The organism is Aeromonas sp. 602658, assembly GCF_049173005.1.
Classification (GTDB): domain Bacteria; phylum Pseudomonadota; class Gammaproteobacteria; order Enterobacterales; family Aeromonadaceae; genus Aeromonas; species Aeromonas veronii_A.
In genome coordinates this window covers 269015-284175 of sequence record NZ_JAAKRF010000001.1, presented here as the reverse complement: position 1 = coordinate 284175, position 15161 = coordinate 269015, and the positions used below count along the sequence as shown (strand labels likewise).

Annotated in this window: 11 protein-coding genes; 10 read left to right on the top strand and 1 reads right to left on the bottom strand. The window is 59.7% G+C overall.

The window, feature by feature from the left end; genetic code table 11:
- Nucleotides 1-71 precede the first annotated feature (71 nt).
- The 9 genes from G5253_RS01145 to G5253_RS01105 all read left to right on the top strand — a co-directional run bounded on the left by G5253_RS01145 (nt 72) and on the right by G5253_RS01105 (nt 9229).
- Nucleotides 72-1175 (top strand): bifunctional tRNA (adenosine(37)-C2)-methyltransferase TrmG/ribosomal RNA large subunit methyltransferase RlmN, encoded by a 1104-nt coding sequence (locus tag G5253_RS01145; protein WP_005344856.1) that lies wholly within the window; start codon nt 72-74, stop codon nt 1173-1175.
- Nucleotides 1176-1186: 11 nt separating this feature from the next.
- A complete protein-coding gene (tapF, locus tag G5253_RS01140) occupies nt 1187-1978 on the top strand; it encodes a type IV pilus biogenesis/stability protein PilW (RefSeq protein WP_216953941.1) in 792 nt (263 codons plus the stop codon).
- The gene (gene rodZ, locus G5253_RS01135; RefSeq protein ID WP_266133865.1) at nt 1968-2936 is read left to right on the top strand and encodes a cytoskeleton protein RodZ; all 969 of its coding nucleotides are present in this window, start codon (nt 1968-1970) and stop codon (nt 2934-2936) included. The genes tapF and rodZ overlap by 11 nt, the downstream gene beginning before the upstream one ends.
- 10 nt (nt 2937-2946) lie before the next feature.
- The gene (gene ispG / locus G5253_RS01130) at nt 2947-4062 is read left to right on the top strand and encodes a flavodoxin-dependent (E)-4-hydroxy-3-methylbut-2-enyl-diphosphate synthase (protein WP_266133866.1); all 1116 of its coding nucleotides are present in this window, start codon (nt 2947-2949) and stop codon (nt 4060-4062) included.
- 138 nt (nt 4063-4200) lie between these two features.
- A complete protein-coding gene (gene hisS / locus G5253_RS01125) occupies nt 4201-5478 on the top strand; it encodes a histidine--tRNA ligase (RefSeq protein WP_005344864.1) in 1278 nt (425 codons plus the stop codon).
- A gap of 3 nt (nt 5479-5481) precedes the next feature.
- Complete coding sequence (locus tag G5253_RS01120) at nt 5482-6132, top strand: YfgM family protein (protein ID WP_021229680.1); 651 nt, start codon at nt 5482-5484, stop codon at nt 6130-6132.
- On the top strand, nt 6125-7309 hold the full coding sequence (gene bamB / locus G5253_RS01115; protein WP_088869218.1) for an outer membrane protein assembly factor BamB: 1185 nt from the start codon (nt 6125-6127) through the stop codon (nt 7307-7309). The genes G5253_RS01120 and bamB overlap by 8 nt, the downstream gene beginning before the upstream one ends.
- Before the next feature lie 74 nt (nt 7310-7383).
- A complete protein-coding gene (der, locus tag G5253_RS01110) occupies nt 7384-8880 on the top strand; it encodes a ribosome biogenesis GTPase Der (RefSeq protein WP_005333794.1) in 1497 nt (498 codons plus the stop codon).
- Between the two features lie 124 nt (nt 8881-9004).
- Nucleotides 9005-9229 carry a zinc ribbon domain-containing protein gene (locus tag G5253_RS01105; RefSeq protein WP_227340752.1) on the top strand — a complete coding sequence of 75 codons (225 nt, stop codon included), beginning with the start codon at nt 9005-9007 and terminating at the stop codon, nt 9227-9229.
- A gap of 372 nt (nt 9230-9601) precedes the next feature.
- Here G5253_RS01105 and mltF read toward each other — a convergent pair whose 3' ends face one another.
- Nucleotides 9602-11086: a membrane-bound lytic murein transglycosylase MltF gene (gene mltF, locus G5253_RS01100; RefSeq protein ID WP_266133867.1), complete on the bottom strand. Its 1485-nt coding sequence runs from the start codon at nt 11084-11086 to the stop codon at nt 9602-9604.
- Nucleotides 11087-11235: 149 nt separating this feature from the next.
- On the opposite strand from mltF, the gene purL reads away from it, so the two are divergent.
- Nucleotides 11236-15159, top strand: coding sequence for a phosphoribosylformylglycinamidine synthase (purL, locus tag G5253_RS01095; RefSeq protein ID WP_266133868.1), 3924 nt, complete (start codon nt 11236-11238; stop codon nt 15157-15159).
- Nucleotides 15160-15161 lie beyond the last annotated feature (2 nt).

The window sequence follows — 15161 nt, the reverse complement described above, 5'->3', positions numbered from 1 at the left end:
ATTATTTGTACAATGCCGCCCCCTGACGTCGTCAGCCAATAATTGATGAAGTGTTTGAACTGAGGCCATTGATGAGCGAAACAAAAATCAACCTGCTGGATCTTGATCGGGATGCCATGCGTGCCTTTTTCGTCGAACTGGGCGAGAAGCCATTCCGGGCAGATCAGGTCATGAAGTGGATCTATCACTTTGGGTGTGATGATTTCGATCAGATGACCAACGTCAACAAGGTGCTCAAAGAGCGCCTCAAGGCGATCGCCGAGATCAAGGCGCCCGAGATCAGCCGCGAGCAGCGTTCTGCCGATGGCACCATCAAGTGGGCCCTGCAGGTGGGCGATCAGGAGGTCGAGACCGTCTACATCCCGGAAGATGACCGCGCGACCCTCTGCGTCTCCTCTCAAGTTGGCTGTGCGCTGGAGTGCAAGTTCTGCTCTACCGCCCAACAAGGCTTCAACCGCAACCTGAAAGTCTCCGAGATCATCGGTCAGGTGTGGCGTGCAGCCCGTGTGGTCGGTGGCAAGCGTCCCATCACCAACGTGGTGATGATGGGGATGGGCGAGCCGCTGCTCAACCTCGCCAACGTGGTGCCCGCCATGCGTCTGATGATGGATGACTACGGCTTTGGTATCTCCAAGCGCCGGGTGACCATCTCCACCTCTGGCGTGGTACCTGCGCTGGACAAGCTGGGTGACCAGATCGACGTGGCGCTGGCTATCTCCCTGCACGCCCCGAACGACAAGTTGCGTTCAGAGATCATGCCGATCAACGACAAGTACAACATCGAGGAGTTCCTCGCCGGTGTCCGTCGTTACCTGGCCAAATCCAATGCCAATGGTGGTCGGGTGACCGTCGAGTATGTGCTGCTCGATCATATCAATGACGATATGCAGCATGCTCACGAGCTGGCCAAGGTGCTCAAGGACACTCCGAGCAAGATCAACCTGATCCCGTTCAACCCCTTCCCGGGCAACCCTTATGGCAAGCCGAGCAATAGTCGTATCGATCGCTTCTCCAAGGTGCTGATGGAGTACGGTTTCACCGTGATTGTCCGCAAGACCCGTGGTGATGACATTGATGCCGCCTGTGGTCAGCTGGTGGGTGACGTGATTGACCGCACCAAGCGAACTATCAAAAATCGGATGCAACAGGATGGGATTTCCGTCAAAATGGTTTAAATGCTAAGCCATTGTATAGACAGGGAATGGATACACGTACATTGATCGTAGTGGCAGCGCTCTGCGCGCTGCCAGGCTGTGTGACCGAGACCACTTACGCTGGCCAGAACTCGACCCAGCGTGAAGTGGGTCCTGACCTCAAGGCGGCTGCCCAAACCCGCCTCGACCTGGGTATCCAGTACCTGCGTCAGGGCAATGCCGAGCAGGCCAAGTTCAATCTTGATCGCGCCCTCCAGTATGACCCCTCCAATCCTCAGGTGCAGATCGGTTTTGCCTACTTCTACCAGAGGGTGGGGGATTTCAAGGCGGCTGAAGAGCATTACAAGAACGCCCTTGCCATGGATCCGTCCAATGCTGACGCAATGAACAACTATGGCGCCTTCCTCTGTGATCGTGGCCGTTATGATGAGGCAGACAAGGCATTCAACCAAGCTGTTATTCAACCAGGCTATGTGAAGATTGCCGATACCTATGAAAATGCGGCACTTTGTGCCCTGCAAAATCGCAGAAATGATAAAGCAACCGAGTACTATCTCCTGGCCTTGGGGTATAATCCGGGCAATCCAAGGTTATTGCTGGACTTGGCCGAGCTTTCCATGAAAGATGGCAAGCTGCCTGATGTGCAGTCCTACCTCGCCCGTTTTGCCGATGTGTCAGACGAGAATGAGGAGAGTCTCTGGTTGAGACTTCGGCTGGCGCAGGCGATGGACAAGCCGGCATTACTTCACCAATTCGGGACTGAGCTGGTAAGGCAATATCCCACTTCGCAACAAGCCAAGCGTTATTTAGCCAATGACTATTGAACAGCAACACGATTTCCAAGACGACTCCCAGGCAGTAGGCCCAGGCCAATTGCTGCGCAACGCCCGTGAACAGCTTGGCTGGACACGAGAACAGGTTGCGTCCCGCATTCACCTTCGTCTGACCCTGATCGCCGCTATCGAATCGGATACCTACGACAAGCACACCTCCCATACCTTTATTCGGGGCTATCTGCGTACCTATGCCAAGCTAGTCGGGATCCCGGAAGAGACCATTCTGGCCGCTTACGACAAGCTGGGTCTGACTCCTCCCGACAATATCGACATGCAGAGCTTCTCCCGTCGCTCCCGTCAGCAAGCCAACGACAGTCGGCTCAAGGTGGTGACCTGGCTGGTGATCCTGGTGTTGATTGCGCTCTCGGTCGCCTGGTGGTGGCAGAGTACTTCACGCCGCTCCGCCGGTGATGAAGCGCTGGCAGCCACCGAGATGAGTGCGACCAGTTCGACTCCGGCTGAACCTGCAATCACGCCGCCCGATGCGATCAACACAGCTCCGGTGGAAGGCGCTGCCATCGCACCTGCCGCCACTGACGTGACTGCCCCCGCGGTGGTCTCCGATGCGACTGCTACCCTGGCGCCTGCTTCTGCGGCTGTTGCCCCGACCGATGTCAGCGCGGCTGTCGGCACTGCGACAGATGCTGCGGTATCCGGCGCCAATGACACCGAATCTGAAGAGGCTGTCGTTGATCCGGCGACTGCGCCGCAACTGAAGATGAGCTTCACCGCCGATTGCTGGCTGGATGTGAAGGATGCCAACGGCAAGACCCTGTTCAGTGGTCTGAAGAAGGCCAACGACGAGCTGGTGCTGGAAGGCGCCGAGCCCTTGAAGTTCATCATTGGCGCGCCCATGGCCGTCAAGCTTGACTACAAGGGTCAGTCGTTTGATATGAGCCGTTACAACAACGGTCGTACAGCCCGCTTCTCACTGCCGCAGGAGTAATCTGTTTCCCATGTCTTCTCACGAATCACCCATCATTCGTCGTAAATCCAGACAGATCATGGTTGGTAATGTACCGGTTGGGGGCGATGCCCCCATTACCGTGCAGACCATGACCAACACCAAGACCACAGATGTCGCCGCCACCATCGAGCAGATCCAGCGGATCGAGCGGGTCGGTGCCGATATCGTCCGTGTCTCCGTGCCCACCATGGAAGCGGCGGAAGCCTTCCGGCTGATCAAACAGCAGACCCGCATTCCCATCGTCGCCGATATCCACTTCGACTATCGCATCGCCTTGAAAGTGGCCGAGTACGGTGCCGATTGCCTGCGTATCAACCCGGGCAACATCGGCAACGAGCAGCGGGTGCGCTCGGTGGTCGATTGCTCGCGCGACCTCAATATTCCGATCCGTATCGGGGTCAATGGCGGGTCGCTGGAGAAAGATATCCAGGAGAAGTACGGCGAGCCGACCCCAGAGGCGCTGGTGGAGTCCGCCATGCGTCACGTGGACTACCTCGATCGTCTCGACTTTCAGGACTTCAAGGTGAGTGTCAAGGCCTCCGATGTGTTCCTGGCAGTCGGTGCCTATCGCCTGCTGGCCAAGCAGATCGAGCAGCCGCTGCACCTTGGCATCACCGAAGCGGGGGGGTTCCGTGCCGGCGCGGTGAAGTCTGCCATCGGTCTGGGCATGCTGCTTACCGACGGCATCGGCGATACCCTGCGTATCTCGCTGGCGGCGGATCCGGTGGAGGAGGTGAAGGTCGGTTTCGATATCCTCAAATCCCTGCGTATTCGCTCCCGTGGCATCAACTTTATCGCTTGCCCATCCTGCTCACGGCAGGAGTTCGATGTGATCGCCACTGTCAACGCGCTGGAAGAGCGGCTCGAAGACATCATCACCCCGATGGATGTCTCCATCATCGGTTGCGTGGTGAACGGGCCGGGTGAAGCGCTGGTCTCCGACCTTGGTCTGGCGGGTGCCGCCAACAAGAGTGCCTTCTATGAGGGGGGCCAGCGGGTCGATCGGCTCGACAACAAGGATCTCATTCCAACTCTGGAGCGCCGCATTCGCGCCCGCGCCGCCATGCTGGATCCCGCCAACCGGATCCCGATGGACAAGGAGTGAGCGAAACAGGGCCACATTGGGTGGCCCTTTTTCCAGGTGACTGATTTTAAATCCCGCATCCGGATTCCCTGATTTTACCTTGGGGGGGAAAATCCCTATAATGCGGCCAAATTTTACCTCTTTTTCTCGAGTATCAACGTGGCAAAACAGATCCAAGCTATTCGCGGTATGAATGATTGCCTGCCGGAGCAGAGCCCGGTATGGCAGAAGGTTGAACAGATCCTGCGCCAGGTCGTTGCAAGCTATGGCTACAGCGAAGTGCGCATGCCGATTGTCGAGCAGACTCATCTGTTCAAGCGCGCCATCGGTGAAGTGACCGACGTGGTCGAAAAAGAGATGTACACCTTTGAAGACCGTAACGGCGACAGCTTGAGCCTGCGTCCGGAAGGGACCGCCAGCTGCGTCCGTGCCGGTATCGAGCACGGTCTGCTCTATAACCAGGAACGCCGGATGTGGTACATGGGCCCCATGTTCCGTCACGAGCGTCCCCAGAAGGGCCGTTACCGCCAGTTCCATCAGTTCGGTGTCGAGCTGTTTGGCATCAACGGGCCGGACATTGACGCCGAGCTGATCATGCTGACCCACCGTCTGTGGCGTCTGTTTGGCATCAGCGAGCATGTCACCCTGCAGCTCAACACCCTGGGCCAGAGCGCCGAGCGTGCCGCTTACCGCGATGCGCTGGTGGCCTATCTAGAGCAGTACAAGGATCAGCTGGACGAAGAGAGCCAGCGCCGCATGTACAGCAACCCGCTGCGGGTGCTCGACTCCAAGGATGAAAAGGTACAGGCCATTCTGGCGGGGGCCCCGCGTCTGTTCGACCATCTGGGCGAAGAGAGCCTGGCCCACTTCGAGGGGCTCAAGCGCCTGCTCGAGTCTGCCGGTATCAAATACGAAGTGAACGAGCGTCTGGTACGTGGTCTTGACTACTACAACCTGACCGTGTTCGAGTGGGTCACCAGCAGTCTGGGTGCCCAGGGTACCGTCTGTGCCGGTGGCCGCTACGATGGTCTGGTAGAACAGCTGGGCGGTCAACCGACCCCGGCCGTGGGCTTTGCTATGGGCATGGAGCGTCTGGTGCTGATGCTGGAGACCCTCGAGCTCAACGCCGATATCCGCCCTGCGGTGGATGTTTATCTGGCGATGGTGGGCGAGGGGACCGAGCAGGCTGGCTTCCAGCTGGCCGAGCGTCTGCGTGATGCCCTGCCGGACTTGCGCCTCATGAGCCACTGCGGTGGTGGCAACTTCAAGAAACAACTCAAACGTGCCGACAAGAGCGGCGCGGCAATCGCCCTGATCCTTGGTGAAACCGAGGTGCAAAACGGGGAGATCACTATCAAATATCTGCGTGGTCAGGCCGAGCAACAGACCGTCAAGGTTGACGCCGCCATTGCCCTGCTGGCAGCCAAAGGAGAGTAAGCTGTGGAAGTCTATACCACCGAAGAACAACAGGTTGAGGTTATCAAGGAGTGGTGGAAAGAGAACGGAACCTCGGTGATTGCCGGGACCGTGATCGGTCTGGTCGGTCTGTTCGGCTGGCGCTATTACAACCAGCACCAGCAAGAGACCATGGAGGCCTCCTCCCACTCTTACAACCAGGTGATTGAGCAGCTGGCCAAGGGCGATGCCGCCGGTTTCGAGCAGGCACAGCAGTTTGTCACCGCCAACAAGGGTGACTCCTACGGTGAACTGGCCGCGTTGCAACTGGCTGCCGCTGCCGTCAAGGCGGGTAAGCTGGATCTGGCTGCCGAGCAGCTGGAGCTGGTTGCGACCACGGGTGACGAGAGCATTCGTCCCATCGCGGCGCTGCGTCTGGCCCGTGTGCTCAATGATCAGGGCAAGGCAGATGAAGCGCTGGCCAAGCTGGCGACCATCCAGAATGAGGCCTTCAAGGCGCAGGTAGCCGAAGCCCGTGGTGATGTGCTGCAAAAGCAGGGCAAGACCGAAGAGGCTCGTGATGCCTATCAGGCGGCGGCGGATGCCGGCGGCCTGCAGGGTAGCGCCGAGCTCAAGCTGAAAATGGACGATCTGGCCCTGCCGGCCGTTGCGACTGGTGAGGCACCGGATGCGTAATCTATTCAAGATGGTGGCGCTGGGGGCTGCGGTCTCCTTCGCTCTGCAGGGTTGCTCCCTGTTCAGTTCCGAAGAGGATCTCAACCCGATGGCGCCGTTGCCCAAGGTTGAATCTGCCTTCACAGCCGACACCGCATGGTCATCTAATGTGGGTGATGGCATCGGTGACTTCTACTCCCAGCTCAAGCCGGTGGTGGAAGAGGATCGTATCTACGCGGCGGCCCGCGACGGCGATGTCAGCGCCTTTGACCGTGCCAGTGGGGATCGCCTCTGGACCGTCGATCTGGCCGACCTGCCGGTCAACGCCGACAAGCGTAGCGCTCGTCTCTCCGGCGGCCTGGTTTCCCGTTACGGTAAGCTGTTCCTCGGCTCCGAGAACGGGGTGGTCTACGCCCTGAACGAAGAGAATGGTGAAGTGCTGTGGCAGACCAATGTGCCCGGCGAAGTGGTGGCAAGCCCCGCGGTGGAAGATGGCCGTGTGGTGGTGTTGACCACCTCCGGTCGCCTGATTGCCCTCGACACTGATGAAGGCAAGATGCAGTGGTCGCTCTCCGAAGAGCAGCCGCCGCTGACCCTGCGCAGTGCCGGTGCTCCGGTGATCACCAACGGCGCCGTGATTTACGGTCGTGCCGATGGCAAGGTGGGCATCGCCCTGCTGAGCAACGGCCAGCCTGTGCGTCAGTCCAAGGTGGCTGATCCGCGCGGTGCTACCGAGCTGGACCGCATGGTTGACGTCGATGCCAGCCCGCTGATCGCCGGTGATGAGCTCTACGCCATCGCCTACAACGGTCAGTTGATGGCGCGCAAACTGATGACCGGCGATGAAGTGTGGAAACGCAAGTATTCCGGCTATCGCGATCTGGCGATGACCGGTAATGCCATCGTGCTGACCGACAGTCGCAGCCACCTGTTTGCCATCGACCGTCGCAACGGTCTGGAGCTGTGGTCAAACACCCAGCTGGAAAATCGTACCGTCACTGCACCTGTCATCTTCGGTGACTATGTGGTGGTGGGTGATGTGGAAGGATACCTGTATTGGCTTGATCGTACCGACGGTACCATCAAGGCGATGCAGCAGCTCGATAGCAGTGGTCTCTACGCCGCCCCGCTGGTGGATGGCGAGACCCTGTATGTGCAGAGCCGTGACGGCAAGTTGTACGCCCTCAAGCGTCCTTGATCGTCCGATAATGTGAATATCCGGCTCCTGGTCTTCGGACCCGGAGCCTTTGTCGTCTTGAGAATGAGGCTTTTATGACTCCTGTAGTAGCCCTGGTGGGTCGCCCCAACGTGGGGAAATCCACCCTGTTTAACCGCTTGACCCGTACTCGGGATGCCCTGGTTGCCGACTTCCCCGGCCTGACCCGGGACCGCAAATATGGCCAGGCGAAGCTGGGCGAGCTGGAATTTATCGTGGTCGATACCGGCGGTATCGATGGCACCGAAGAGGGGATCGAGCTGAAGATGGCCGAGCAATCCCTGTTGGCCATCGAAGAAGCCGATGTGGTGCTGTTCATGGTGGATGCCCGTGCCGGTCTGACCGCGGCGGATCAAGCCATCGCCGAGCACCTGCGCAAGGCCCACAAAAAGGTATTTCTGGTGGCCAACAAGACCGACGGTATCGACGGTGATTCCGCGGTCTCCGAGTTCTACGGTCTGGCGCTGGGCGAGGTTTACCAGATCGCGGCTGCCCACGGTCGTGGCGTGCTGAGCCTGCTGGAACTGGCGCTGGCTCCCCATCTGGAGACCCTGGTCGACTCCGCTACCGATGAAGATGCGCAGGATGAGGAAGAGGAGGACTTCGACGAAGAAGCCCTGCTGCGCATGGTGGCTGCCGGTGAACTCGATACCAAAGAGGACACCAAGGAGACCCCGTTCGCCGACCTGCCTATCAAGTTCGCCATCGTTGGTCGTCCCAACGTCGGTAAATCAACCCTGACCAACCGTATGCTGGGTGAAGATCGGGTCATCGTCTATGACATGCCCGGCACCACCCGTGACTCCGTTTACATTCCGATGGAGCGTGACGAGCAGAAGTATGTGGTCATCGACACCGCCGGTGTGCGTCGTCGTGGCAAGGTGCACGAGACGGTGGAGAAGTTCTCCGTTATCAAGACCCTGAAAGCTATCGAAGATGCCAACGTTTGCCTGCTGGTGATCGACGCCCAGGAGACCATCACCGATCAGGACTTGAGCATCCTTGGCTATGTGCTCCACGCCGGTCGCTCCGTGGTGCTGGTGGTGAACAAGTGGGATGGTCTGGATCAGAAGGTGAAAGAGGATGTGAAGAACGAGCTGGATCGTCGCTTGGGCTTCATCGACTTCGCTCGCGTCCACTTCATCTCCGCCCTGCACGGCAGCGGCGTCGGCCACCTGTTTGAATCCATTCAGGAGGCTTACCAGTCCGCCACCCGTCGTACCAGCACGGCGATGCTGACCCGCATTATGCAGATGGCGCAGGAAGATCACCAGCCGCCGATGGTCAATGGTCGCCGCGTCAAACTCAAGTATGCTCACGCCGGTGGCTACAACCCGCCACGCATCGTGATCCACGGCAACCAGCTGAACGACTTGCCGGACTCCTACAAGCGGTATCTGATCAACTACTTCCGCAAGTCCCTCAAGATCATGGGCTCGCCGATCCGGGTCGAGTTCCAGGAGTCGGTCAACCCGTTTGAAGGGAAGAAGAACACCATGACCCTGAGTCAGGAACGTCAGCGCAAACGGCTGCTGAAAATGAAGAAGAAATAAGCCCTGGCGGCTGCCCTCACCGGCAGCCGCTCTGTTATTCCCCCTGCAGTGGCGTAATGTCTGGCGGGGAGGGGAACCCGCCATGGGCAAGCCTATCGCAGGTTCACTTTATGAGGAGTCGACTATGGAAGCTCTGCTTTGTCCATCATGCCAGGCTGAACTGGATACCCGCAGCAAGGAGCAAACCTGTGGTCAGTGCCAGGCCATTGTGCGGGTCACCGCGCTCTGTCCCACCTGCCATATGGAGCTGGAGCGGCTCAAGGCGTGCGGTGCGGTGGATTACTTCTGCAACCACTGCAACTCGCTGATCTCCAAGCGGACGGTACAGTTCAAGGCTGAGCTGGTTTAAGACGATATTTAGGTGAGAAAGAAGATAAAAAACCCGGCGAATGCCGGGTTTATGCTGTGTGCTCTGCAATAAGCAGGGTATAGGATCGATTTCTGCGCCACAGGTTGCGCTTTATGTCATTAAGCTTGAGTTTGCGTCTGGGGCTCCAGCTGCACTTCGCTTTTCTGACCAGACTGATTTTTCTACGTTTTTGCATCTTGGTCTCCTCCCAACTCAGGTGGCCGTCCCGGCCTTGGGTCATTGATGGAGCCCATCCGAAATTGCTGTTATTTAATCTCTCAACATAATGAAAACAATGCGATTTCGGATAGGCTCCGATGTGAATCGATGGTAACAGAGAAGTTTGTGTGAAGACAGCCGAATAATGGCTGGTTAGCGCATGGTGATCTGATTGACCACTTCGGCGATGATAGTCGGGCGCTCGGCGATCTCCGGCTCGCTGTCGTTGTCGAGACTCTCCCGCTGGTGGGCCTTCTGTTGCTCGTTATCGAGCCAGAGCAGGCTCTGGTAGTACTGACGCACGTTGTTGACATAGTTGCGCGCTTCGCTGCCGCGGGCATAACCGTAGCGCACCTTGCGATGCCAGCGTGCTTGCTGCAGCAGAGGCAGCACATCCTTGACGTCGCTCCAGGCGTCGGGATTCTTGCCGAGCTCTTTGGTCAGGCGGCGGGCATCCATCATGTGGCCGTAACCGATGTTGTAGGCGGTGAGGGCAAACCACACCTTCTCGTCATCGGGTACCGAATCCGGCACCTTCTCCATCATCTGTTGCAGATAGAGGGAGCCACCCTTGATGCTCTCTTCCGGATGAAGCCGGTTGTTGACCCCCATCGCCTTGGCAGTGGGCTCGGTCAGCATCATCATGCCGCGCACGCCGGTGTAGGAGCGGGCCTGCGGGTCCCAGTGGGACTCCTGATAGCTGATGGCGGCGAGCAGACGCCAGTCGATATTCTTGGCGTGAGTCTGGAACAGCGGCTGGTACTTGGGCAGCAGACTCTTGGCGCGCTTGAGGAAGGTACGGGTATCGACAAAGTCGAAGTTCTGCACGTGGCCGAAGTACTTCTCGTCCAGCTTTGCGATGGCACCATCCATAAAGCGCTGACCGAAAAAGTCGATGACGCTGGCGTAGAGGCTGTCATCGGGCAGCTTGCTCATGGCCCAGGCAACAGTCTGCTTCTGGGCCAGGGTCAGCCCTTCGGTGAGCTCCGGGTAGTAGCGCTGACTGCGTGCCAGTACGGTATCCTGCACCACCGTGTAGTCAATCTTGCCATCCACCACCTGCTTGAGCAGCTCCTCCACATCGGCGTTGTGGCTGGTGCTCCAGGCTAGTTTCGGATTCTCTTTGCTCATCTCTTTGAGCAGGTCTTCCCCGGTGGAGCCGGCTGCCACCATCAGCTTGCCTTTTATGTCGTTCAACGAGGCCGGCTTGGGCTTGCCGTTGCGGTAGACCAGCTTGGGGGAGACCTGGTAGAAGCCCGGACCGAAGCGAAACAGCTCGCGACGTTCCGGTGTGACCATGATGGCGGCTGCCGCCAGATCGACTTTGCCCTTTTTCAGCAGTGTAACCAGTTCGTCAGTGGTGTTGACCGGGATGATGGTGAGTGTCACCCCCAGCCAGTCGGCATAATTTTGTGCCAGCTCGTAATCGAACCCCTGGGCGAGGTCGTCACGCTGGTAATAGGAGGTGGGACCATAGATGGTGCCAACCCGGATCTCGCCTCGCTGGCGGATCTGCTCCAGCTGGCTGGAGGGGCTATAGAAGTCGCAGCCAACCAGCGTCAGCGTCAACAACAGCCCGATAAACAGTCGAAAAATGCAGCGCAAGTAGGTGAGTACCTTTGTTGAAAAAATCGGCATTTGTCAAAAAAGAGGCACCTTTATACCAGAGAGTGTGCGCAGAGTCACACTGCTCGAAGTGAGAAAAACGTTTGTCCGCTGTGAGCCAGATCCCTATAATACGCGCGTCTCAATTCCCCCCCACTTTAAAACTTGGTGAGAAAGGTCATATGGATATCTTGCGTGGTGCCCCAGCACTGTCTGATTTTCGTGTCCAAAAACTGCTGCAACGCTTCGCACAGATGAGAAACGAGAGTGGAGTAGAGAGCGGAGTAGAGATAGAGGATGTCTATGCCGAGTATGTGCACTTTGCCGAGCTGACAAGCCCCCTCTCTCCCCCCGAGCGAGCGACCTTGGGCCAGCTCTTGCGCTACGGCCCGACCATCCCCGAACACACCCCCAGCGGTCAGCTGTTTCTTGTTACCCCCCGCCCCGGCACTATCTCCCCCTGGTCTTCCAAAGCAACCGACATCGCCCACAACTGCGGCCTGAAACAGGTCAAGCGGCTGGAGCGTGGTATTGCCTATTACCTGACCATCAAGGGGCAGGGTGAGCTGAGTGCCGCCCAGCGTAGCGCCATTGCCGCTGTGCTCCATGATCGGATGATGGAAGTGGTGTTTGCCGAGATGAGCGAAGCTGCCGCCCTGTTTGCTCACCACGAGCCGCGCCCCTTCACCCAGGTGGATGTGCTGGGCGGTGGTCGCGCAGCCCTGGCCGAAGCCAACGTGGCGCTCGGTCTGGCGCTGGCCGACGACGAAATCGACTATCTGGTGGAGAACTTCACCAAGTTGGGTCGCAACCCCAACGACATCGAGCTCTACATGTTCGCCCAGGCGAACTCCGAGCACTGCCGTCACAAGATCTTCAATGCCGACTGGACCATCGATGGCGAGCAGCAGCCCAAGTCGCTATTCAAAATGATCAAGAACACCTTCGAGCAGACGCCGGATCATGTCCTCTCTGCCTATAAAGACAACGCTGCCGTGATGGAAGGGAGCCAGGGTGGCCGCTTCTTCCCGAGCCCGGCCAACGGCGAATACCAGTATCACCAGGAACAGGTTGACATCCTGATGAAGGTGGAGACCCACAACCACCCGACCGCCATCTCCCCGTTCCCGGGCGCAGCTACCGGCTCCGGCGGCGAGATCCGCGACGAGGGTGCCACCGGTCGCGGTGCCAAGCCCAAGGCGGGTCTGGTCGGTTTCTCCGTCTCCAACCTGCGCATTCCCGGCTTCGAGCAGCCCTGGGAGCAGGATTTCGGCAAGCCGAGCCGCATCGTCAGCGCCTTCGACATCATGCAGGAGGGGCCGCTCGGCGGCGCCGCGTTTAACAACGAGTTCGGCCGTCCGGCCATTCTCGGCTACTTCCGTACCTTCGAAGAGGAGGTGCCGAGCCACAACGGCGTCGAGGTGCGTGGCTACCACAAACCCATCATGCTGGCGGGCGGCATCGGCAACATCCGCACCGAACATGTCCAGAAAGGGGAGATCCCGGTCGGCGCGGCGCTGATCGTGCTGGGTGGCCCGGCGATGAACATCGGTCTGGGCGGCGGTGCGGCTTCCTCCATGGCCTCCGGCCAGTCGGCCGAAGATCTCGATTTTGCCTCGGTGCAGCGCGATAACCCCGAGATGGAGCGCCGCTGTCAGGAGGTGATCGACCGCTGCTGGCAACTGGGGGACGATAACCCTATCGTCTTCATCCACGACGTGGGAGCGGGTGGCCTCTCCAACGCCATGCCGGAGCTGGTGAGCGATGGCGATCGCGGCGGTCGCTTCGAGCTGCGCGCCATCCCGAACGACGAGCCGGGCATGAGCCCGCTCGAGATCTGGTGCAATGAATCCCAGGAGCGTTACGTGCTGGCGGTGGCCAAGGAGAAGCTGCCGCTGTTCAAGGCGCTGTGCGAGCGCGAGCGCGCCCCCTATGCCGTCATCGGTACCGCCACCGAAGAGAAGCATCTCACTCTCTCGGATGAGCACTTTGACAACCACCCCATCGACCTGCCGCTGGACGTGCTGCTGGGCAAGACCCCCAAGATGCATCGCGATGTGGTGACCCTGCCTGCACAAGGCAAAGCGCTCCAACTCGATGGCATCACCCTCGGCGAGGCGGCCGAACGGGTACTGCGTCTGCCGACCGTAGCGGAGAAGTCCTTCCTCATCACCATCGGCGATCGCAGCGTGACCGGTCTGGTCAACCGCGACCAGATGGTTGGCCCCTGGCAGATCCCGGTGGCCGATTGCGCCGTCACCGCTGCCACCTACGACAGCTATCACGGTGAAGCCATGTCGATGGGCGAGCGTACCCCGGTGGCGCTGCTCTCCCACGCCGCCTCCGCTCGCATGGCGGTGGCGGAAGCGCTCACCAACCTGGCGCCAACCCACATCGGGTCGCTGAAGCGGGTCAAGCTCTCCGCCAACTGGATGGCCGCTGCCGGTCATCCGGGTGAAGATGCCGGTCTCTATGAGGCGGTCAAAGCGGTGGGCGAGGAGCTCTGCCCGGCCCTTGGTATCACCATTCCGGTGGGCAAGGACTCCATGTCCATGAAGACCCGCTGGCAGCAGGATGGCAAGGAGCACAGCGTCACCTCGCCGCTCTCCCTGCTCATCTCCGCCTTTGCCCGGGTCGAGGATGTACGCAACACAGTCACGCCGCAGCTGCGTACCGATCTCGGTGAAACCGACCTTATCCTCATCGACCTTGGCAACGGCAAACAGCGCCTCGGCGCCTCGGCGCTGGCGCAGGTCTATCGCCAGCTGGGTGACAAGGCGCCGGATCTCGACAACCCGGTTCAGCTCAAAGGCTTCTTCAACGCCATTCAGGCGCTGGTGGCCGATCGCAAATTGATCGCCTATCACGACCGCTCCGACGGCGGCCTGTTCGTCACCCTGACCGAGATGGCGTTTGCCGGTCACTGTGGCCTCGACATCCAGCTTGATCGCATCGGTGGCGAGCTGCTGCCGGCGCTGTTCAATGAAGAGCTGGGCGCCGTCATCCAGGTGCGTCGTGAAGACAAAGAGACGGTGATGACCCTGCTGGCCGGTCACGGCCTGGCGGCTTGCTCCCATGTGCTCGGTACCGTGCGCGAAGGGGATCTCATCACCCTGCAGCGGGGCGGTCAGGAGGTCTATCGCGCCAGCCGCACCGCCCTTCGCACCATCTGGGGCGAGACCAGCTGGCAGATGCAGCGCCTGCGCGACAACCCCGAGTGCGCAGATCAGGAGCACGCGGCCCGTCAGGACGCCACCGATCCGGGTCTGCATGCCAAGTTGACTTACAACCCGTCCGAGGATGTGGCTGCACCTTACATTGCCCGCGGGGTCTCCCCCCGTCTGGCGGTGCTGCGCGAGCAGGGGGTCAACTCCCATGTGGAGATGGCGGCGGCGTTCGATCGTGCCGGTTTCGCGGCGGTCGATGTCCATATGAGCGACATTCTCTCCGGTCGCATCAAGCTGGAGGAGTTCCAGACCCTGGTGGCCTGTGGCGGCTTCTCCTACGGTGACGTGCTGGGGGCGGGCGAAGGCTGGGCCAAGTCCATCCTGTTCAACGACAACGCCCGCGAGCAGTTCCAGCGCTTCTTCGAACGCGGCGATACCTTGTCGCTGGGCGTGTGCAACGGTTGCCAGATGATGTCCAACCTGCGGGATCTCATCCCGGGTGCCGATCTCTGGCCGCGCTTTGTGCGCAACCGCTCCGAGCGCTTCGAGGCCCGCTTCAGTCTGGTGCAGGTACAGGAGTCCCCGTCGGCCTTCTTCGCCGGCATGGCAGGCTCGGTGATGCCGATTGCCGTTTCCCACGGGGAAGGGCGTGTCGAGGTGCGCGATGCCGCTCACCTGAACGCACTGCAGCAGAGCGGTCTGGTAGGACTGCGCTTTGTCGACAACCGCGGCAGCGTGACCGAGCAGTATCCTGCCAACCCGAACGGCTCGCCGGATGGTATCACCGCCGTGACCACCACCGATGGCCGCGCCACCATCATGATGCCGCACCCGGAGCGGGTGTTCCGCACCGTGGCCAATTCCTGGCACCCCGACAACTGGGCCGAGGATGGGGCCTGGATGCGGATGTTCCGCAACGCTCGGGTTCGTCTGGGTTAATC

Bases quoted from the DNA above. Each gene is read 5' to 3' on its own strand.
- G5253_RS01145 (WP_005344856.1), top strand. From the start codon at position 72: ATGAGCGAAACAAAAATCAACCTGCTGGATCTTGATCGGGATGCCATG.
- rodZ (WP_266133865.1), top strand. From the start codon at position 1,968: ATGACTATTGAACAGCAACACGATTTCCAAGACGACTCCCAGGCAGTA.
- ispG (WP_266133866.1), top strand. From the start codon at position 2,947: ATGTCTTCTCACGAATCACCCATCATTCGTCGTAAATCCAGACAGATC.
- bamB (WP_088869218.1), top strand. From the start codon at position 6,125: ATGCGTAATCTATTCAAGATGGTGGCGCTGGGGGCTGCGGTCTCCTTC.
- der (WP_005333794.1), top strand. From the start codon at position 7,384: ATGACTCCTGTAGTAGCCCTGGTGGGTCGCCCCAACGTGGGGAAATCC.
- G5253_RS01105 (WP_227340752.1), top strand. From the start codon at position 9,005: ATGGAAGCTCTGCTTTGTCCATCATGCCAGGCTGAACTGGATACCCGC.
- mltF (WP_266133867.1), bottom strand. From the start codon at position 11,086: ATGCCGATTTTTTCAACAAAGGTACTCACCTACTTGCGCTGCATTTTT.
- purL (WP_266133868.1), top strand. From the start codon at position 11,236: ATGGATATCTTGCGTGGTGCCCCAGCACTGTCTGATTTTCGTGTCCAA.